Origin of the sequence: Streptomyces sp. NBC_01497, assembly GCF_036250695.1 — a bacterium.
Taxonomy (GTDB): Bacteria; Actinomycetota; Actinomycetes; order Streptomycetales; family Streptomycetaceae; genus Streptomyces.
Genome location: NZ_CP109427.1, coordinates 1,584,280 through 1,602,989, shown reverse-complemented (window position 1 = coordinate 1,602,989; position 18,710 = coordinate 1,584,280). Strand labels below are relative to the sequence as shown.

Annotated in this window: 18 protein-coding genes; 3 read left to right on the top strand and 15 right to left on the bottom strand. The window is 72.3% G+C overall.

Annotated elements, in window-relative coordinates; translation table 11 throughout:
* Window positions 1–177 precede the first annotated feature (177 nt).
* Window positions 178–1,677 carry an alkaline phosphatase family protein gene (locus OG310_RS06870; protein ID WP_329454985.1) on the bottom strand — a complete coding sequence of 500 codons (1,500 nt, stop codon included), beginning with the start codon at window positions 1,675–1,677 and terminating at the stop codon, window positions 178–180.
* Window positions 1,678–2,013: 336 nt separating this feature from the next.
* Here OG310_RS06870 and OG310_RS06865 point away from each other — a divergent pair, with 336 nt between their 5' ends.
* Complete coding sequence (locus OG310_RS06865) at window positions 2,014–3,057, top strand: ketopantoate reductase family protein (RefSeq protein WP_329454984.1); 1,044 nt, start codon at window positions 2,014–2,016, stop codon at window positions 3,055–3,057.
* Between the two features lie 96 nt (window positions 3,058–3,153).
* Here the strand turns inward: OG310_RS06865 and OG310_RS06860 are convergent, their stop codons facing one another.
* Window positions 3,154–3,819 carry a TetR/AcrR family transcriptional regulator gene (locus tag OG310_RS06860; RefSeq protein WP_329454983.1) on the bottom strand — a complete coding sequence of 222 codons (666 nt, stop codon included), beginning with the start codon at window positions 3,817–3,819 and terminating at the stop codon, window positions 3,154–3,156.
* Between the two features lie 122 nt (window positions 3,820–3,941).
* On the opposite strand from OG310_RS06860, the gene OG310_RS06855 reads away from it, so the two are divergent.
* Together OG310_RS06855 and OG310_RS06850 are read left to right on the top strand one after the other, a co-directional pair.
* Entirely contained in the window at window positions 3,942–5,309 is a 1,368-nt protein-coding gene (locus tag OG310_RS06855) for an aldehyde dehydrogenase family protein (protein WP_329454982.1), read from the top strand.
* Between the two features lie 85 nt (window positions 5,310–5,394).
* Complete coding sequence (locus tag OG310_RS06850; RefSeq protein WP_329454981.1) at window positions 5,395–6,498, top strand: AMP-binding protein; 1,104 nt, start codon at window positions 5,395–5,397, stop codon at window positions 6,496–6,498.
* A 117-nt stretch (window positions 6,499–6,615) separates the two neighbouring features.
* Here OG310_RS06850 and OG310_RS06845 read toward each other — a convergent pair whose 3' ends face one another.
* The 13 genes from OG310_RS06845 to OG310_RS06785 all read right to left on the bottom strand — a co-directional run bounded on the left by OG310_RS06845 (window position 6,616) and on the right by OG310_RS06785 (window position 18,404).
* Window positions 6,616–7,449 (bottom strand): sirohydrochlorin chelatase, encoded by an 834-nt coding sequence (locus OG310_RS06845; protein ID WP_329454980.1) that lies wholly within the window; start codon window positions 7,447–7,449, stop codon window positions 6,616–6,618.
* Window positions 7,450–7,457: 8 nt separating this feature from the next.
* A complete protein-coding gene (locus tag OG310_RS06840; RefSeq protein ID WP_329454979.1) occupies window positions 7,458–8,372 on the bottom strand; it encodes an ABC transporter permease in 915 nt (304 codons plus the stop codon).
* On the bottom strand, window positions 8,359–9,147 hold the full coding sequence (locus OG310_RS06835; protein WP_329454978.1) for an ABC transporter ATP-binding protein: 789 nt from the start codon (window positions 9,145–9,147) through the stop codon (window positions 8,359–8,361). The genes OG310_RS06840 and OG310_RS06835 overlap by 14 nt, the downstream gene beginning before the upstream one ends.
* A 101-nt stretch (window positions 9,148–9,248) precedes the next feature.
* Window positions 9,249–10,364, bottom strand: coding sequence for an aliphatic sulfonate ABC transporter substrate-binding protein (locus OG310_RS06830; protein WP_329454977.1), 1,116 nt, complete (start codon window positions 10,362–10,364; stop codon window positions 9,249–9,251).
* A gap of 245 nt (window positions 10,365–10,609) precedes the next feature.
* On the bottom strand, window positions 10,610–11,971 hold the full coding sequence (locus tag OG310_RS06825; RefSeq protein WP_329454976.1) for a sulfate adenylyltransferase subunit 1: 1,362 nt from the start codon (window positions 11,969–11,971) through the stop codon (window positions 10,610–10,612).
* Between the two features lie 2 nt (window positions 11,972–11,973).
* Window positions 11,974–12,912 (bottom strand): sulfate adenylyltransferase subunit CysD, encoded by a 939-nt coding sequence (cysD, locus tag OG310_RS06820; RefSeq protein WP_329454975.1) that lies wholly within the window; start codon window positions 12,910–12,912, stop codon window positions 11,974–11,976.
* Window positions 12,909–13,454 carry an adenylyl-sulfate kinase gene (cysC, locus tag OG310_RS06815; RefSeq protein ID WP_329460054.1) on the bottom strand — a complete coding sequence of 182 codons (546 nt, stop codon included), beginning with the start codon at window positions 13,452–13,454 and terminating at the stop codon, window positions 12,909–12,911. Before cysC ends, cysD begins: the two co-directional genes overlap by 4 nt.
* 119 nt (window positions 13,455–13,573) lie before the next feature.
* Window positions 13,574–14,275: a phosphoadenylyl-sulfate reductase gene (locus OG310_RS06810; protein ID WP_329454974.1), complete on the bottom strand. Its 702-nt coding sequence runs from the start codon at window positions 14,273–14,275 to the stop codon at window positions 13,574–13,576.
* Window positions 14,272–14,448 (bottom strand): hypothetical protein, encoded by a 177-nt coding sequence (locus OG310_RS06805; protein ID WP_329454973.1) that lies wholly within the window; start codon window positions 14,446–14,448, stop codon window positions 14,272–14,274. Before OG310_RS06805 ends, OG310_RS06810 begins: the two co-directional genes overlap by 4 nt.
* Before the next feature lie 88 nt (window positions 14,449–14,536).
* On the bottom strand, window positions 14,537–16,234 hold the full coding sequence (locus OG310_RS06800) for a nitrite/sulfite reductase (protein WP_329454972.1): 1,698 nt from the start codon (window positions 16,232–16,234) through the stop codon (window positions 14,537–14,539).
* Window positions 16,235–16,351: 117 nt separating this feature from the next.
* Window positions 16,352–16,435 (bottom strand): putative leader peptide, encoded by an 84-nt coding sequence (locus OG310_RS06795; protein ID WP_329460053.1) that lies wholly within the window; start codon window positions 16,433–16,435, stop codon window positions 16,352–16,354.
* A gap of 92 nt (window positions 16,436–16,527) precedes the next feature.
* The gene (locus OG310_RS06790) at window positions 16,528–17,115 is read right to left on the bottom strand and encodes a GNAT family N-acetyltransferase (protein ID WP_329454971.1); all 588 of its coding nucleotides are present in this window, start codon (window positions 17,113–17,115) and stop codon (window positions 16,528–16,530) included.
* Window positions 17,112–18,404: a helix-turn-helix domain-containing protein gene (locus OG310_RS06785; RefSeq protein ID WP_329454970.1), complete on the bottom strand. Its 1,293-nt coding sequence runs from the start codon at window positions 18,402–18,404 to the stop codon at window positions 17,112–17,114. The genes OG310_RS06790 and OG310_RS06785 overlap by 4 nt, the downstream gene beginning before the upstream one ends.
* Between the last annotated feature and the right edge of the window lie 306 nt (window positions 18,405–18,710).

Below are 18,710 nucleotides of genomic sequence, written 5' to 3'. Positions count from 1 at the left end.
ATGCATCTGCGGAAGAGGTGCAATAGCCTGGAATCAGCTCGGCGCACCTTCCCGTGATCGTCTTCTCGGTGCCGTGTGCGGGCGGTAGGCCGCAGGGCCCCCGCGAGGACGTGACTCGCGGGGGCCCTGCGGTGTGCGTACGACGCCGCCGGTGGGGGCCGGCGGTGGACGAGTGGGTCAGGATACGTGCGGACGCGTGCCGGGCTCCTGGCGCGGCATGGTCTGCGTGGCCGGCGGGGTCGTCGGCTTCGGCAGCTGACTGACCTCGTACTGCGCCAGGTTGTACTGCCCGCTGGTGTCCGGCAGCGCGGGGAACTTCTTGGTGGTGTCGCTGAAGCGGAAGGCGGACGTCAGGTCGCCCACCTTGCGCCGGCGCCACTGGCTGATGTTGGGCTCCCTGACGCCGGTGATCTTCTCCAGCAGGCGCAGCTGCGAGGTGTGGTCCGCGACCTCGGAGCTGACCCAGCCGCCCACGGTCCACGGCGACACGACGATGCAGGGGACGCGGAAGCCCAGGCCGACCGGCAGCCCGGCGCCGTCGACACCGGTCGGGGAGGTCTTGGTGACGATCTCGTCGGCCGTGCCGGCCGGCGGGGTCGGCGGGACGACGTGGTCGAAGAGACCGTCGTTCTCGTCGTAGGAGAGGATGAAGACGGTCTTGGCCCACACGTCCGGGTTCGCGGCGATCGCATCCACGATGCTTGCCACGAACTGGGCACCCGCGGCGGGCAGGTTGGCGGGGTGCTCGTCGAGGCCCCCGGGCGGGAACATCCAACTGACCGTCGGGAGCTTGTCGTTCATCGCGTCGTACTGGAACTGGCCGAGCGGCGACGTTGCCACGGTCTGCTGGTACAGCTGCGAGTCGGGCGAGAGCGCCATGTACTGGGCCATGTGGTGGATCTGGTCGGTGCCCGTACCGTCGGCGTTCGAGTGGTAGAACTTGAAGCTCACACCGGCGTTGAGCAGGCGCTCCGGGTAGGTCGTCCAGGAGTACGTGCCGGCCGGCGCGCCGTTGTCGAGCGCCGGGCCGCCGTGCAGGCCGTTCGGGTCGATGGTGCCGCTCATCCACATGTAGCGGTTCGGGTGGGTCGGGCCCATCACCGAGCAGTGGTAGTTGTCGAGCAGGGTGAAGTTCTCGGCGAGGGCGTACTGGAAGGGGATGTCCTCGCGGGTGTAGTAGCCCATGGTGTAGGGACCGTTGGTGTTGCCGTCGGCGGCGCGGTGGGCCGGCAGCCAGTTGTCCATCCTGCCGCCGTTCCAGGCCGCGTGCTGCACGTCCCACGCGTGGCTCGTGGACGGGATCGCCTGTGCCGACGTGGTCTTCGTCTGCAGGTGGAACGGCAGCATGTAGCCCTGGGCGCCGGTGGGGTCGGGCTGCTTGAACACCGGGTCGCCGTTGGGCAGGGTGACGGCCTTGTTGTCGCTGAAGCCGCGCACTCCGGACAGGGTGCCGAAGTAGTGGTCGAATGAGCGGTTCTCCTGCATCAGCAGCACGACGTGCTTGATGTCGGAGAGCTTTCCGCCCTTGGCGGCGCCGGCGGCGACGGCCTTGCGTACGTTGCTCGGCAGGGCCGCGTCCACGGCGGCGAGCGCGCCGACGGTCGCGGCGGAACCGAGGAGTCTGCGTCGTGTCAGGCCGGAGCGGGGGGTCGTGTTCTCCGCAGCTTCGTCGTTCATTCCGAAGTTCCTTTCAACTCGGCGATGAGCCGACTTCTGGGGCTCCGAAAGGATTGCGCCGCCGGGTGCAGGCACTCCGTGCCACGGGTGGCCGGGACGAGAACAGCCGCAGAAGAGATCAGTGGCCCCACCAACAACTTGCGTCAGGACACCGTGAGTTGGCCGCCCGCTCGGCGGGCGGCCACCTGGGGGGCGGGGCGGGCGGCCCGCCACACGGTCGGCCCGCTCGTTCCTGACGCCTCGCCGGGTCCGCCGCGCCCTGGCAGGATGGCGGTCACCGGGGCCCCGTAAGGCCCCTGACTGCTCCACACCGGCCGACAGGCGGAAGGGACCGGCATGCGGTACATCATCATCGGGGCGGGCGCCGTCGGCGGCAGCATCGGCGGGCGGCTCGCCGAGGCGGGCACGGACGTCGTCCTCGTCGCGCGCGGCGCCCACTTCGAGGTGCTGCGTGATCGCGGCCTGACGTTCACCACACCCGAGGGCACGCGGGTCCACCGGATCCCCGTGGCCGAGGGGCCGCAGGACCTCGAACTGCGCCCGGACGACGTACTGGTGCTGGCGGTGAAGACCCAGGACAGCCTGGCCGCGCTGACCGCCTGGGCGGGCCGGCCGGTGTCGGGCGGCGGCACGGCGGGGGAGCGGCTGCCCCTGGTGTGCGCGCAGAACGGCGTGGAGAGCGAGCGTCTCGCCCTGCGCCTGTTCCGGCACGTGTACGCCATGTGCGTCTGGCTGCCCGCGACGCACGTCGAACCGGGCGAAGTGCTCGCGCCGAGCACCCCGTACACCGGCATCCTGCACTTCGGCCGTTACCCCTCCGGTACGGACGACACCGCGCGGGCCGTCGGCGCGGACCTGGAGAAGGCGCGGCTGCTCGCCCCCGTGGTGCCGGACGCGATGCGGTGGAAATACGCGAAGCTGCTCGCGAACCTCGCCAACGCGATCGAGGCCCTCTCGCCGGTCGCGGACGAGGACGCCAAGGCGGTGCACCAGCGGGCGCTCGCCGAGGGCTGGGCGGTGCTGGCCGCCGCCGGCGTCGACTGCGCCACGCAGGCGGAGCAGGACGAGGCGCGCGCCCTCATCCACTTCGACCCGTTCACCGGCGCGCGGCGCGGCGGCGGGTCGTCCTGGCAGTCCCTGACCCGCGGCACCGGCACGATCGAGACGGACTACCTCAACGGCGAGATCGTCCTGCTCGGCCGCCTGCACGGCGTGGCCACCCCGGTCAACGAGACCTTGCAGCGCCTGGCGGACGCGTTCGCCGCCGGCCACCGCCCCGCCGGCTCCCTGCCCGCCGCCGAACTGAGGCAGCGCATCGACGAGGCCGCCGCCGCGCTCACCCCTCCCGCGCGCAGGGCCCCGGGCGCGGCGGGCGCCTGATCGCGGGGGCGGGGGGACAGGCGTCGACGGGGCCGGCGGGGCACCGGTGCCTTGGACGTCAGCCGCCGCGTCGCCGGGCTCCCGCCCGGCGGGACCTCAGACATCCGCCGCGTCGGGCGCGGCGATCAGCGGCCACAGGGTGTCCACCACCCGGTCCGGCAGGTCGCGGGACTCCTCACCCCTGAGGTACGCGGAGTAGTAACTGCCCAGGCACAGGTCGCAGATCGTGCCGAGGTCCAGCCCCCGACGGAGCAGACCCGCGTCGGCCAGGCGCCGCAGGGTCCTGGTGAGTACCCGGGTCCTCGGCTCCACCGCGTGCCGGCGCACGATGTCGAGCAGGTCGGGCTCGCGGTCCGCCTCCGCGAGCGCGTTCCCCGTGATCTTCACTCCGCGGCCGTGCAGCCCTCGCGGGTCGACGTGGCGGATCGCCTCCTTGAGCGCGGCGAGGGGCGGGAGCGTGTCGATATGGTCGGACGGCTGGTCGTCCTGGTCCTCCTGGAAGCTGAAATCCAGCGCCTCCATGACCAGTTGGCGCTTGTTCGCCCACCGCCTGTAGACCGTGGGCCGGGTCACCCCGGCGTCGGCCGCGATATCGCCGATGGTCATGCGGGAGTAGCCGTCGGAGGCTAGCCTGCCGACCGTCGCCCGCAGAATGGCCCTCTCCAGGGACGGGTCCCTGGGTCTGCCGGGCCCCCGGGGCGCCGGCGGCGCGTCGGGAGGCGGGACCTCCTGCTCGGGGGTGTTTCCAGCCGTGGGCCGCATCGCACGAGGATAGCTTGCGATGGCTTTACTTGACATGATCGTAAAGGAAAGCCACCGTGGACGGTGACGCCGGGTGCCGGACCAGTGGCCCGTCGTGGCGCCCTTCCCCCCACAGGAGCGACATGATCGCGCAACTCGACGCCCTGGGCCCCGCCGGCCCGTTCCGCACCCGCAACCGCACCGACATCACCGACGTGTACGGCAGGACCGTGGCCGAACTCAGCCTCGTGCCACGGCTGTACGTCAAACGGACGATGAAGGCGCTGCGCCGGGCCCGGCCCCTGCCGAGGGACGCCAGGCTCGCCGCCCTGAAGCGGGCGGGCGAACTGTTCGCCGACGGCACGGTGGCCGGGATGACCGCGAGCGAGTACCGGGACACCGTCTGCCTGCTCTCCGGCACCCCGCTCGCCAACGTACGCTCCGCCGTCGACTCGATCCGCTCCGCAGCCGCCGAGGCGTACCCGAGCGCGCAGGCGGGCCGGCCGGCCGGCGACGTCGAGGACTGGCGCGACACCCGCGTGCTGGGCGGTGCGGCCGGCTGGATCCGGCGCGGCGAGGTGTTCGCCGTGCACGCGGCCGGGAACCACCCCGCCGTGCACGCGCAATGGCTTCAGGCCGTGGCTCTCGGCTTCCGTGTCGCCGTACGTCCCTCGCGCCGCGAACCGCTCACGCCGTTCCGGCTGGTGTCCGCGCTGCGCGAGGCCGGGTTCGGCGAGGACATGATCGCCCTGCTGCCGACCGACCACGAAACCGCCGACGACGTGCTGCGCGGGGCCGACCTCGGCATGGTGTACGGCGGCCAGGAGGTCATCGACAAGTACGCCGCCGACCCGGCCGTACTGCCCAACGGACCCGGCCGCTCGAAGATCCTCGTCACCGCCGACACCGACTGGCGCGAGCACATCGACGTCATCGTCGACTCCGTGGCCCACCACGGGGGCACCGCCTGCGTCAACACCACCGCCGTGTTCGTGGAGGGCGACGCGGCGCCGCTGGCCAGGGCCCTCGCGGAGCGCCTCGCCACGATCCCCAGCCTGCCGCCGCACCACGAGAAGGCGGTGCTCCCCGTCCATCCGCTCGATGGCGCGCGCGCCATCGAGCGGCACCTGATCGAGCGGGCGCAGGGCGCTCTCGCCTGGCTCGGCGCCGCGGGCGTCGTGGACGACCTCGGGGACGGCAGCGCCGTCCTGCGCCCGGCCGTCTTCGAACTCGACGATCCCCACGCCCCCCAGACCGGCGTCGAACTGCCCTTCCCCTGCGTGTGGGTGGCGCCCTGGACCCGGGAGGCCGGGGCCCGCGCCCTCGGCGACAGTCTGGTCGTCACGGCGCTCACCTCCGACGAGGACCTGCTGGACGAGCTGTACGAGGACCCCACGGTCAAGAACCTGTACATCGGCGACCACCCCACGCACTGGATGGCCCCGGGCGTCCCGCACGACGACCACCTCGGCTCGTTCCTGATGCGCTCCAAGGGGCTCGTACGCGGCTGAGTGCCCGCAGCCCCGAACCGCCCCCGCACAGCACTCCCGCACACCGCCCCCGCACAGCACCCCCCACAGCCCCACAGGAGACGCAGTGTCCGTAACCTCCGGCGTCCCGGTCCTCGATCTGCCCCTCGGCGAACCCCGCGACCCCGACGAGTTCCTCCGGGCCGCCATGGCCTGGCACTTCGGCCCCGAGACGGGCTCGCCGTTCTGGCTGTCGCGGGCCGCGACCCTCGGCTTCGACCCGCGCACGGACGTCAAGACCCTCGACGACCTGGCACTCTTCCCGAACGTCACCGACGAACTGCGCGACGTCGCGGCCCGGGACCTGATCCCGCAGGGGTACGGCCCCGACGCACCCGTCGTCGGGGTCTACGAGAGCGGCGGGACGACCGGGGCCCCCAAGCGGGTCGTCCTGCTGCAGCACTGGCTCGACCAGGATCCCGACTTCCTCGGCGCGCCGCTCGACGCGGCGGGCATCCCCCGCGGCACCGACTGGCTGATGCTCGGGCCCACGGGACCGCACCTCGTCGGCGAACTCGTCGCCCGGACGATCCGGATCCGCGGCGGCATCCCCTACACGGTCGATCTCGACCCGCGGTGGGTCAAGACGCTGGCCGCCGCGGGCCGCACCGACGAGGTCGCCGCGTACGTCGCGCACCTCCTGGAGCAGGCCCGGCACGTGCTGCGCGGGCAGCGGATCGGCGGCCTGATGACCACGCCGCCGCTGCTGGAGGCGATCGCCGCCGACGACGAACTCGCCGAACTGGTCGGGGAGAAGGTCAAGGGCATCATGTGGGGCGGAGCCCATATGGACGAGGACACGCGGGCCCTGCTGCGCACGGAGGTGTGGCCCGGGGTGCCGATGCTCGGCGTCTACGGCAGCACCATGATCCTCGGCGCCGCGGCCGAGCGGCCCGGGGGATCCGTGGACGACCCCTGCGTCTTCGACCCGCCGTCGCCGTTCACCACCTTCCGTGTGCTCGACCAGGACACCGGGCGGCAGGTCGCGTACGGGGAGCGGGGGCAGGTCGTGATGAACCACGTGAGCGCGTCGTTCCTGCTGCCCAACAACCTCGAACGGGACACGGCCGTACGGGTCGCGCCGCCGGCGGGGAGCGTCGGCGACGCGGTCGGCGAGGTCGGTCCGCTGGCCACGTTCGGCGAGAGCGCCGTCGTCGAGGGCGTGTACTGACCCGCGCGGCCCGGGCCCGCGCCCCGGGCCCTGCCGTCGCGTACGTGCCAGGGCCGCTCAGGGTGCGGGCGCGTCCCCACGGACCGTGGGCACGCCGTGCGAACGGAAAGCCGGGGCTCAGGCCGAGCGTGGCGCCGGCACCCGGGGCCCGTGGAACGGATCGCCGGTCAGGGCGCCGGAGACGAAGGAGTCCGCCGCGAGGGATCCGGCCGTCTCCTCGTACCGCGCCAGCAGCAGCCGCGCGACCTCGGGCGCGGGGCCGAGGACCTCCGCGAGGACGTCCGCGCCCGCCGCGTCGGCCCCCGCGACGATGCGGTCAGGCAGCCGGCCCGGCGCGATGACGTACGGCGCCACCGCGACCCGCCGCGCGCCCGCGGCCCGCAGTTCCCGCACCACGTCCTCGGTACGGGGCAGGGACGCCGAGGCGAAGGCGGGCCGCACGGCGCACCAGCCGGCGCGGGCCCACTCCCGGGCGATCCCGGCGATCACCGCGGCCGCCTCCGGGTCGCTGGAGCCCGCCGCCGCGAGGACGACCCCGGTCGAGGGACGGTCGACCGCGCTCAGCCCGGCCTCGGCGAGGCGCCGGTCCAGCGCCCGCAGCAGCAGCGGCGAGGGACCGAGCACCGGGGCCTGCCGGATCCGCAGCAGCGGATGGCGCACGGACCCCTCACGCAGCACGGCCGGGATGTCCGTCTTCGCGTGGAAGGCGCGTGACAGCAGCACCGGCAGTGCCACCACCTCGCGCCGGGCACCGCGCTCCCGTGCCTGCGCCGCCAGCCGGTCCAGCAGACCGGGCACCGACGGCGCGTTGAAGTCGAGGAAGGCCGTCTCCACGCGCAGCTCGGGCCGCAGCGACCGCACGCGCTCGGCGAGCGCGTGCACGGTCGCCGCGTGCCGCGGATCGCGGCTGCCGTGGGCGATGAGCAGCAGAAGCGGACGTGCCTGGTACATGGGCGCAATCAACTCTTGGTGACGAGGCCGCGACTGCGGAGCACCCACCGCTCCAGCGGACTGAAGATCAGCAGGTCCACCGCGATACCGACGATCAAAATCAGGAAGATCGCCAGGAACACCGTCGACATGCTGCTGTTGGTGCGGCCGTTCTCCAGCAGCTGGCCGAGGCCGATGCCGAGGTCGGGAGAGGACGCGATGATCTCCGCGGCCATCAGCGACCGCCAGGAGAACGCCCATCCCTGCTTCAAGCCTGCCAGATAGCCGGGCAGTGCGGCCGGCATCACGATGTGCCATGTGCCGCGCAGGCCGCTCGCGCCGAGCGTCCGCCCGGCCCGCAGGTACAGCGGCGGGACCTGGTCCACGCCGGAGACCAGACCGTTGGCGATCGAGGGCACCGCGCCCAGCAGGATCACCGCGTACATCATCCGGTCGTTCAGGCCGAGCCAGATGACCGCGGGCGGCACCCACGCGACCGAGGGCAGCGACTGGAGACCGGACAGGATCGGGCCGATCGCCGCGCGCACCGGCCGCACCCGCGCCACCACCAGGCCGAGCGGGGTGCCGATCACCAGCGCCAGCAGGAACCCGAGCAGGCCGCGTTCCACGCTCGTCCAGATGTAGCCGAGCAGCGTGCCCTGCTCCCACGCGTCGCTCACCTCGCCCCACACGGCGCCCGGCGAGGGCAGCTTGTAGCTGGGCGCGACGTGCCCCAGTACCAGCAGCTCCCACACCACCAGGACCAGTACCACCGCCGTGAGGGGCGGCAGCACCTTGCTGACCAGGGTGCGCCGCAGCGGCACCCGGAGGGGGCCGGAGGTCTCCAGCGCGTCGAGTCCGGCTTCGAGCCCCGCGAGGTCCTGCTGCCGGCCTCGCGCGTCCGCTTCCGCCGTATCGGGCGGTGTCGTGTCAGTGCTGGCCATGGCGGCGGATCTCCCCACGGAGTTGTTCGGTGATCTCGACGGACAGCGCGGCGACCGCCGGGTCCTCGATGCGGCGCGGCTGCGGGATGTCGACCTGCCACACCCGTGCCACCTTGCCGGGGCGCGAGGACAGCAGGACAACCCGCTGGGCGAGCCGTACCGCCTCACGCACGTTGTGCGTGACGAAGAGGATGGACACATCGGTCTCGCGCCAGATCCGGGTCAGCTCGTCGTGCAGGACGTCCCGGGTGATGGCGTCGAGCGCGGCGAACGGCTCGTCCATCAGGAGCAGCCTGCTGTCCTGCGCCAGCGCCCTGGCCAGTGCGACGCGCTGGCGCATGCCGCCGGACAGTTCGTGCACGCGCTTGCCGTACGCGCCCTTCAGCCGCACCAGTTCGAGCAGCCGTTCTGCCTCGGCACGCCGCTCCTGCCGCGGGACGCCGCGCAGCCGAAGCGCCAGCTCGATGTTCTTGCCCGCGGTCAGCCATGGGAAGAGGGCGTGCTCCTGGAACATCAGGGCGGGCCTGCCCTCGGTGCTGATCGTGCCCGCCGTGGGCTCGTCGAGCCCCGCGACGAGCCCGAGCAGCGTCGACTTGCCGCAGCCGGACGCCCCCAGCAGGGTGACGAACTCGCCGGGTGCGACATCGAGGGTGATGTCGTCGAGGACGAGCTGCCGGCCGGCGGCCGTGCCGAATGCCTTCGAGACGTGGTCGATCCGGGCGGCGTGCTCCACCGCCGGGGTCTCGTCGGCGGCCTTGACGAGCGAGGACGCCATGGTCGTCACCTCCTGGGAGCGGTCGTGGCGTTGGATGGGATGCGGACGGGTGCGGGGAACCGCACGGGGCGCGTACGGTCGGTGCGTACGCGCCCGGGCGGCTAGTGGGTGCCGAGTCCCGCGTCGGAGACGGCCGGCTGTCCCTCGGAGGCGAGCACCTTGTTCAGCGGGTCCAGGTCGTAGATGCCCTTGAGGTCCGGCTTCTTGAGGAGGCCCGCCGTGACGGCGTGGTTCGCCTCGGCCTGCAGCGTGGCCGCCAGCGGGTCATCCGTGATCTTGATCGACGGCCAGGCCGAGTCGAGGACGGACGGCTTGAGTGCCTTGCCGGACAGGGACTTCAGCGCGTCGTTGGCGGACGCCTTCGCCTGGTCCTCGTTCGCGTTGATCCACTTGTTGGTGTCGACGGAGCCCTTGAGAACCGCCTGGACGACGTCCGGGTGGGCCTTCAGGAACGACTGCGACACCACGATGTTGGTGATCACGAACTTCTTGCCGGGCCACAGGTCGGACTCGTCGATGAGCGTCTTGCCGCCCTCCCCGAGCAGCTGCGACGCCGTCGGCTCGGGCACCCACGCGCCGTCGATCGCCCCGGTCTTGAAGGCGTCCACGGTCACACTGTTGTCCTCGCGGACGACCGACACCGCGCCCTTGCCGGACTGCGGGTCGACCTTCCAGCCCTTGGTGTTCAGCCAGTTGAGGAACGCCACGTCCTGCGTGTTCCCCAGCTGCGGCGTCGCTATCTTCTTGCCCTTGAGGTCGCTCTCGGACGTGATCTTCTTCGGGTTGACCACCAGCTTGACGCCGCCGGAGGCCGAACCGCCGATGATCCGCAGGCTCTTGCCGCCCGACTGGGTGTACGCGTTGATGGCGGGGGAGGGTCCGATGAAGCCGATGTCGATGCTGCCCGCGTTGAGCGCCTCGACCTCGGACGGGCCCGCGTTGAAGGTGGTGCCCTTGAGCTGCGTACCGCCCAGGTCCTTCTGGAAGATGCCGCGCTGGACACCGACGAGGGCCGTGGCGTGCGTCAGGTTCGGGAAGTAGCCGATCCTGACCTGGTCGGCCGACAGCTTCTTGCCGCCGGTGCTCGCCGCGGGCGAGGCGGCGGCGCTCTTGTCGGCCTTCGAACCGTAGCCGCAGGAGGTGATGAGCAGCGCGGTCAAGGGCAGGGCGGCGGCGACGGCCAGGCGTCGGCGCGCGGGGGTACGGAGAACGGACATCGGGAGGCTGGTCCTCTCGGTGGCCCGGCACAGGCACCCTCGGTGATCACGGGGGCGCGGCCGGTACATCGGCTGATGGAGGTCGGTGCGGACAGGACAAGTGGGGGGCGTGGGCGCGCGAGCGGTGCGCGTACGTCATCGCACACATCGCGACACACCGCCGGTTCCGGCCCCGAGCGCGCCACTGCCCACCCGGCCGCCCTCCTTCGCGAACGTCGCGTAGACGTTGCGCAGTCCTGTGGACATCAGAAGTCCCAGCCCTCGTCGTCCGCGGCCCCGTCGGCCGTCTCGGCCGCCGCCTCGGCGGCCTTCTCCGCGAAGGCGGAGCCTGCCATGCCGGCGCTCAGTGTGGTGCCGTCGGCCGGGTCGATCAGGAGGAACGATCCGGTACGGCGGGAGTCGGCGTACGCGTCGAGGGCCAGCGGTTCGGCCGTGCGCACCACGACGCGGCCGATGTCGTTCGCGACGAGCTGCCCCGGCGCCGGATGCTGGGACAGGTCCGCGAGCGTCAGCCGCGAGGGAATGTCCGACACGATCGCCTTCACCGTGCGTGTGGTGTGCTTCAGCAGCACCCGCTGACCCACCGTCAGCGGCCGGTCCGCCACGTGGCACACCGTCGCCTCGACGTCGCGTACCGTGCCGGGCGCCGTCGCCGCCGGGGCGATCAGGTCCCCCCGCGACACGTCCAGGTCGTCCGCGAGCCGCAGCGTCACCGACTGCGGCGCCCAGGCCACGCTCACACTCTCGCCGAGCGCGTCGATGCCCTCGATGGTCGAGGACCGGCCGGACGGCAGCACCGTCACGGCGTCACCCACGCGCAGCACACCGGACGCGATCTGGCCCGCGTAGCCCCGGTAGTCGGGGTGCTCGGGCGACTGCGGACGGATCACGTACTGCACGGGGAAGCGGGCCGGGCAGTCCGCGAGGTCGTGGCTGACCGGGACCGTCTCCAGGTGTTCGAGGACGGTCGGGCCGCCGTACCAGTCCATGTGCGCAGACGGCTCGACGACGTTGTCGCCCGCGAGGGCGGATATCGGAATCGCCGTCACCTCCGGCACGCCCAACGACCCGGCGTACGCGGTGAATTCGGCGGCGATCCGCGCGAACACCGGCTCCGCGTAGTCGACCAGGTCCATCTTGTTGACGGCCAGCACCACATGGGGCACCCGCAGCAGCGCGGCGAGCGCCGCGTGCCTGCGGGTCTGCTCCACCACGCCGTTGCGCGCGTCCACCAGGACGACGGCCAGCTCCGCGGTGGACGCGCCGGTCACCATGTTGCGGGTGTACTGCACATGCCCCGGGGTGTCGGCGAGGATGAACCGCCGCCGGGTGGTGGCGAAGTAGCGGTACGCGACGTCGATGGTGATGCCCTGCTCGCGCTCGGCCCGCAGCCCGTCCGTGAGCAGCGCCAGGTCCGGCGCCTCCTGCCCGCGGCTGCGGGACGCGTGCTCCACGGCCTCCAGCTGGTCGCTCAGGATCGACTTCGAGTCGTGCAGCAGCCGCCCGACGAGGGTGGATTTGCCGTCGTCGACGGAGCCCGCGGTGGCGAAGCGCAGCAGCGTCGTCGCCGACAGCTGCTCCGCGAACTGTTCCGTGGCAGTGGTCATGGTTAGAAGTACCCCTCGCGCTTGCGGTCTTCCATGGCCGCCTCGGACAGCTTGTCGTCGGCGCGGGTCGCGCCCCGCTCGGTGAGCCGCGCGGTGGCGATCTCGGCGATCACGTCGTCCAGCGTGCCCGCGTGCGAGTCGACGGCGCCCGTGCAGGACATGTCGCCGACCGTGCGGTAGCGCACCGTGCGCCGCTCGACTGACTCGTCGTCCCCGGGGCCGCCCCACTCGCCCGCCGTCAGCCACATGCCGCCGCGGTTGAACACCTCGCGCTCGTGCGCGAAGTAGATGTCCGGCAGGGCGATCCGCTCACGGGCGATGTACTGCCACACGTCCAGCTCGGTCCAGTTGGACAACGGGAAGACCCGCACATGCTCGCCCGCCGCGTGCCGGCCGTTGTACAGCTGCCACAACTCGGGCCGCTGGCGGCGCGGATCCCACTGCGAGAACTCGTCCCGCAGGGAGAACACCCGCTCCTTGGCGCGGGCCTTCTCCTCGTCGCGCCGGCCGCCGCCGAACACCGCGTCGAACCGCTCGGAGCGGATCCGGTCGGTCAGGGGCAGGGTCTGCAACGGGTTGCGGGTGCCGTCGGGCCGCTCGCGCAGGGTGCCCGCGTCGATGTACTCCTGCACGGAGGCGACGTGCAGCCGCAGCCCGTGCTCGGCGACGACCCGGTCCCGGAAGTCCATCACCTCGGGGAAGTTGTGCCCGGTGTCGACGTGCAGCAGCGAGAACGGCACGGGCGCCGGTGTGAACGCCTTCAGCGCCAGGTGCAGCATGACGATCGAGTCCTTGCCGCCGGAGAAGAGGATCACCGGCCGCTCGAACTCGCCCGCCACCTCGCGGAAGATGTGCACCGCCTCGGATTCCAGCGCGTCCAGGTGGCTGAGCGCGTACGGCGCGTCGGTGCCTTCCTCGACGTCTTTGACGGTCGTCGTCACGCGAGACCCCTTTCGGTGAGCAGCCCGTGCAGCGCCGTCGCCGACTCCTGCACGGACTGGGTGTGCGACTCGATCCGCAGGTCGGGTGCCGCGGGCTCCTCGTAGGGGTCGTCCACCCCGGTCAGGCCCGAGATCTCGCCGGCCGCCTGCTTCGCGTACAGGCCCTTCACGTCCCGGGCGCTGCACACGTCGACGGGAGTCGCGACGTGCACCTCCAGGTAGGTGGTGCCCTCGTTCGCGTGCCGTTTGCGGACGGCCTCGCGGCTGTCCGCGTACGGCGCGATCACGGGTACGAGCGCCTTCACGCCGTGGGACGCGAGCAGTTGGGCGACGAACCCGATGCGCTGCACATTGGTGTGCCGGTCCTCGCGGCTGAACCCGAGGCCCGCGGAGAGGAACTCCCGGATCTCGTCGCCGTCCAGGACCTCGACGCGGTGGCCCTGTGCGCGCAGCCGCCCCGCGAGTTCCCGCGCGATGGTGGTCTTGCCCGCGCTCGGCAGTCCGGTGAGCCAGACCGTGGCGCCCTGGTCCGTCACGCTCAACTGGTTCTCCTGATCGTCGTCGGTGTCGTCCGTGCGGTGGCCGGTGGTGCCCGTGCCGGTGCCCGTGCCCGTGCCGCCGTCTGTGTGATCGTCCGCCCGGCCGCCGACGCGGTCGCCGGTCATACGTGGATGCCGCATTCCGTCTTGCCGAGTCCTGCCCAGCGTCCGGCGCGGCCGTCCTCGCCGGCCAGCAGACGGCGGGTGCAGGGCGCGCAGCCGACCGACCCGTAACCGTCCATGAGCAGCGGGTTCGTGAGGACCCCGTGCTCCGTCACGTACTGTTCCACGTCTTCCTGTGACCAGCGGGCGATGGGGGCGATCTTCACCTTCCCCCGCTTCTCGTCGAAGCTGACGACCGGTGTGCCCGCCCGGGTGGGCGACTCGTCGCGGCGCAGCCCGGTGGCCCACGCGTCGTAGCCCGCGAGGCCCTCGTTCAGCGGCGCCACCTTGCGCAGCGCGCAGCACAGGTCGGGGTCGCGGTCGTGCAGCTTCGGCCCGTGCTCGGCGTCCTGTTCGGCGACGGTCCTCGTGGGCGTCAGGGTGATGACGTTCACGTCCATCACCTCGGCCACCGCGTCCCGGGTGCCGATGGTCTCCGGGAAGTGGTAGCCCGTGTCGAGGAAGACCACGTCGACGCCCGGCATCGCACGGGACGCCAGATGCGCGACGACGGCGTCCTCCATCGAGGAGGTGACGCACCAGCGGCTGCCGAAGGTCTCGGCCGCCCAGGCCAGGATGTCCGGCGCGGACGCGTCCTCAAGGTCGCGGCCCGCGCGTTCGGCGAGGGCCCTCAGCCGGTCGGTGCCGGTCAGAGTCGTCATATCTCTTCCCCTCCGTCACTCCGTGGCGCTCCACGGGCGAGCAGCCCGAGGAACGTGAGGTGGAAGGCCCGGTTGCAGGCCGCGCATTCCCAGGCTCCGTGGCGCTGTTCGCTCGGGCGCAGGTCCTCGTCGCCGCAGTAGGGGCAGTAGAAGGGTGCGGCGCGTTCGCTCATCGCTCCTGCCCTTCCGGCCGGCCGCCGCCGGAAGGGCTCCGCCGGTGGGCCGTTCGTCCTGCCGTCGCGGCGGACGCGGTGGCGGCCGTCACGACAGCGCTTCCTCGCCGGCCCGTGCCGCCCAGGTCGCGAAGCGCTCACCGCTCTCGCGCTCCTTCTCGAAGCGGGTCAGGACGCGCTCGACGTAGTCGGGCAGTTCGTCGGCGGTGACCTTCAGGCCGCGCACCTTGCGGCCGAAGCCGGCCTCCAGGCCGAGCGCGCCGCCCAGGTGCACCTGGTAGCCCTCCACCTGGTTGCCCTCGTCGTCCAGGACCAGCTGGCCCTTGAGCCCGATGTCGGCGACCTGGATACGGGCGCACGCGTTGGGGCAGCCGTTGAGGTTGATGCTGATGGGCTCGTCGAAGTCCGGGAGCCTGCGCTCCAGTTCGTCGATGAGGTCGGCGCCGCGCTGCTTCGTCTCGACGATCGCGAGCTTGCAGAACTCGATGCCGGTGCAGGCCATCACACCGCGCCGGAACGAAGAGGGCCGGGCTTCGAGGCCGATCGCCGAGAGCCCCTCGATCAGCGACTCCACGCGGTCCTCGGCCACGTCGAGGATGAGCATCTTCTGCTCGACGGTGGTGCGCAGGCGGTCCGAGCCGTGCTCGGCGGCCAGTTCGGCGACTTTCGTCAGCGTCGCGCCGTCGACGCGGCCCACGCGCGGGGCGAAGCCCACGTAGAACCGGCCGTCCCGCTGCCGGTGCACACCGAGGTGGTCGCGCCACCGCGTCAGCGGCTCGGCCGGCGGCGGGCCGTCGATCAGCTCCCGCTTCAGGTACTCCTCCTGCAGGACCCGGCGGAACTCCTGCGGGCCCCAGTCCGCCACGAGGAACTTCAAGCGGGCGCGCGTGCGCAACCGGCGGTAGCCGTAGTCGCGGAAGATCCCGACGACGCCGGCCCACACCTCGTGCACCTCGTCGAGCGGCACCCAGGCGCCGAGGCGCACCCCGATCTTCGGGTTGGTGGACAGGCCGCCGCCGACCCAGAGGTCGAAGCCGGGCCCGTGCTCCGGGTGCTCGACGCCGACGAAGGCGATGTCGTTGATCTCGTGCACCACGTCGAGGGCGGGCGAGCCGGAGATCGCGGTCTTGAACTTCCGGGGGAGGTTCGAGAACTCCTTGGAGCCGATGTACCTCTCGGTGATCTCGTCGATCGCGGGCGTGCCGTCGATGATCTCGTCGTCGGCGACCCCGGCGACCGGGGAGCCGATGATCACACGGGGCACGTCGCCGCACGCCTCGGTCGTGGACAGCCCGACCCCTTCGAGGCGGCGCCAGATCTCCGGGACGTTTTCGATGTCGATCCAGTGCAGCTGGATGTTCTGCCGGTCGGTGATGTCCGCCGTGCCGCGCGCGAACTCCTCGGAGATACCGCCGATGACGCGCAGTTGCCCGGTCGTCAGCCGCCCGCCGTCGATCCTGACCCGCATCATGAAGTAGCGGTCGTCCAGCTCCTCCGGCTCCAGGATCGCGGTCTTGCCGCCGTCGATCCCGGGCTTGCGCTGGGTGTACAGGCCCCACCAGCGCATCCGGCCGCGCAGGTCCGCCGGGTCGATGGAGTCGAAGCCCGCGCGGGCGTAGATCGTCTCAATGCGTGTCCGCACGTTGAGACCGTCGTCGTCCTTCTTGCTCTGCTCGTTGCCGTTGAGCGGAGTGAAGTGGCCCTTGGCCCACTGGCCCTCACCGCGGTGACGGCTCACCTTGCGGCGTGGACGTTCGGGAACAGGCTTTTCCGGCGTGGCGGCCATGGCGATTACGTCCTTCGGGACTGCAGGAGGGCGGCTCACAGCCGCACACGTGCGCGGTGCGCTGCGGTGCGCGGCTGGGGAACAGACGTGGAGCTCGGAACGGGTGCGCTGGGACTCTCAGCTCGCCGAACACATGGCGCTGGACATGCGGCCGAGATCGACGTGTCGCCGACTCACCAGGGCAATACCAGCACGAGACATGGAGAAAGCGTGTCATGGCGCAATCCGGGGAGTCCACCGTTATCCATTATGTGGACGAAGTCGTCTCGATCAGTGAGACGATGTGGCGTCCGTCACGACTGGCTCCCAGGTATTGCCAAAGCGCCCGGCCAGGGGCCGGGGGCCGCCACCTCGGGTTCCTCTTCCACCTTCGTGTCGAACACCGTGAACCCCCGCCGCACGTAGTTGTCCATCGCGTGCGGCCCGTCCTTCGAGCAGGTGTGCAGCCACACGGTCCGGGTCGGCGCGAGGTCCGGCCACCGATCGCCCAGGTCCCAGGCCCGCTCCGCCGCGCGAGACAGCAGGTGCCCGCCGATGCCCCGGCCCCGGAACGCCGGCAGCAGTCCGAAATAGACGATCTCCACAGAGCCGTCCGCACCCGCCGCCAGCTCCGCGTACCCCGCCGGCGTCCCGTCCTCGTACGCGACCCACGTCTCCACGCCCGGCGCCGCGAGCAGGGCCCGCCACTGCTCGTATCCGAGGCCGAGCCGGTCCGTCCAGCGCACGTCGCCGCCGACGGCCGTGTACAGGAAACGGCTGAACTCGGGCGACACGACCGCCGCCCGGGTGATCACCACAGCGCCGGCGGGCTCGGCGGCGGGCCGCAGGTCGGCCGGGGAGGTCTGCCGCAGGGACCAGGTGGTCACGGTGATCGTGCTCATGGCGCAAGCCAATCACGTCGCGCCGCCAGCACGGCGGGCGCCTTCGAGTGGGGCAGCAGATCCAGCGGATCCGCCGGGGAGACGACCTCCACCTCGACCTCCTCCCGGAACCGGTAGGGCCGGTGGTCGAGCAGCCCCGACAGGTGCCTGCGCACCCGTGACATCTCCGCCCGTACCGTCACCGTGCGCGTGGCGTCGCCGAACACGTCCGCGGCGAGCTCCGCCGCGGTGCGCCCCGAACGGCGCACCGCCAGCACGTACAGCAGCTCCGCGTGGCGCGGGCTGAGCTCCTGCCGCCAGCTTCCCGACGGCCCCGACAGCAGCAGCGAGGGCCGGCGCGGCGCGCTCACGTCCAGCACCACCCGGCTCGCCCGCGCCGCACCGGGCCCCTCGCCGTCCACATGGAGCAGCCAGCCGCCCGGCAGCGGCTCCACCGTGCATCTGCCGAGCGACGCGTGCCACAGCCCTCCCGCGCCGAGCGACTTCGGCAGCGCGATCCGCTCCGGTGGCGCCATGCCGGTGACCGCCGCGGTCCAGCCGTGCGGGTCCACCACGATCGCCCGGCCCGGTATCCGGCACAGCACCGGCGCCGCCACCGACCGCAGCCGCTCGACCGCCCGCCGGTGCCCCTCCCGCAGCTCGGACTCCGCGACGCGGGCCACCGACGTCACCAGCGGCAGCGTCGAAGGATGAAAGCCGCGCGCCGGACCCGACACGTCCACCGTGCCGAGCAGCCGGCCGTCCCGCGGGTCGCGCACCGGCGCCGCCGCGCAGGTCCAGGTGTTCAGCTCGCCGACGAAGTGTTCCGCCGCGTGCACCTGCAAGGGCCTGCCCGCCGCGAGGGCCGTGCCGATCGCGTTGGTGCCCGTGGCGTGCTCGCCCCAGACGGCGCCGTCCACCAGCCGGATCGCCTCCGCCCTGCGCAGCACGGCGGCGTCGCCGGAGCGCCACAGCACCGTCCCCTCGTCGTCGGTGATCGCGACGATCTGCGACGAGGCGTCCGCGAACGCCGTCAGCGCCTCCGCGACGGCCGGCAGCGCGTCCCCGAGCACCGTGGAACGCCTGCGGTGCTCCAGCTCGGCCAGCCCCACCGCGGCCCGCTCACCCTGCCGGTCGGGCCGCACCGCGAGCCGCGCCATGCGCTCCCACGAGGCGCCTATCTCGGGCCGGGGTGCCACCGGCGGACGTTCGCCGGCGAGCGCCGCGTCCCGCACCCGGTGCAGCAGGCGCATCGCCCGGTCGGCGTCCTGGGCGACGAGCCGGGCGAGGTCGAGCGGTACGTCCTTCATCGGTTCCCGTTCCCTGTGCGACGGTGGACGTGGCCGGCCCTGTGCGACGGTCGACGTGGCCGGGAGCGCTCGGCGCGGCGCCGACCGCCCCGCGCCCCGGGAAGGCCGGAGCGGCCCGTCACGCTGCAACCTCCTGCAACCCTGGCGTACCGGGTCCCCGGTGTAAGAGAGTGAGAACCAGCCAGGGGTGGTGCCGTGTCGGCGCGGCACCACTCCTGGCTTTCCCGTGCGGCGAGGACCCGCGCACGCGGCCCCGGCCCGGCGGTCGCTCCCCGGCCGGCCGGACGTGTCCGGGTGGCCTGACGA

What these genes read in the sequence shown, in the direction of transcription:
- OG310_RS06785 (WP_329454970.1), bottom strand. Translation starts at nt 18,404, where the DNA reads ATGAAGGACGTACCGCTCGACCTCGCCCGGCTCGTCGCCCAGGACGCC.
- OG310_RS06790 (WP_329454971.1), bottom strand. Translation starts at nt 17,115, where the DNA reads ATGAGCACGATCACCGTGACCACCTGGTCCCTGCGGCAGACCTCCCCG.
- OG310_RS06845 (WP_329454980.1), bottom strand. Translation starts at nt 7,449, where the DNA reads ATGTACCAGGCACGTCCGCTTCTGCTGCTCATCGCCCACGGCAGCCGC.
- OG310_RS06860 (WP_329454983.1), bottom strand. Translation starts at nt 3,819, where the DNA reads ATGCGGCCCACGGCTGGAAACACCCCCGAGCAGGAGGTCCCGCCTCCC.
- OG310_RS06825 (WP_329454976.1), bottom strand. Translation starts at nt 11,971, where the DNA reads ATGACCACTGCCACGGAACAGTTCGCGGAGCAGCTGTCGGCGACGACG.
- OG310_RS06805 (WP_329454973.1), bottom strand. Translation starts at nt 14,448, where the DNA reads ATGAGCGAACGCGCCGCACCCTTCTACTGCCCCTACTGCGGCGACGAG.
- OG310_RS06800 (WP_329454972.1), bottom strand. Translation starts at nt 16,234, where the DNA reads ATGGCCGCCACGCCGGAAAAGCCTGTTCCCGAACGTCCACGCCGCAAG.
- OG310_RS06870 (WP_329454985.1), bottom strand. Translation starts at nt 1,677, where the DNA reads ATGAACGACGAAGCTGCGGAGAACACGACCCCCCGCTCCGGCCTGACA.
- OG310_RS06835 (WP_329454978.1), bottom strand. Translation starts at nt 9,147, where the DNA reads ATGGCGTCCTCGCTCGTCAAGGCCGCCGACGAGACCCCGGCGGTGGAG.
- OG310_RS06795 (WP_329460053.1), bottom strand. Translation starts at nt 16,435, where the DNA reads ATGTCTCGTGCTGGTATTGCCCTGGTGAGTCGGCGACACGTCGATCTC.
- OG310_RS06840 (WP_329454979.1), bottom strand. Translation starts at nt 8,372, where the DNA reads ATGGCCAGCACTGACACGACACCGCCCGATACGGCGGAAGCGGACGCG.
- OG310_RS06855 (WP_329454982.1), top strand. Translation starts at nt 3,942, where the DNA reads ATGATCGCGCAACTCGACGCCCTGGGCCCCGCCGGCCCGTTCCGCACC.
- OG310_RS06865 (WP_329454984.1), top strand. Translation starts at nt 2,014, where the DNA reads ATGCGGTACATCATCATCGGGGCGGGCGCCGTCGGCGGCAGCATCGGC.
- OG310_RS06830 (WP_329454977.1), bottom strand. Translation starts at nt 10,364, where the DNA reads ATGTCCGTTCTCCGTACCCCCGCGCGCCGACGCCTGGCCGTCGCCGCC.
- OG310_RS06810 (WP_329454974.1), bottom strand. Translation starts at nt 14,275, where the DNA reads ATGACGACTCTGACCGGCACCGACCGGCTGAGGGCCCTCGCCGAACGC.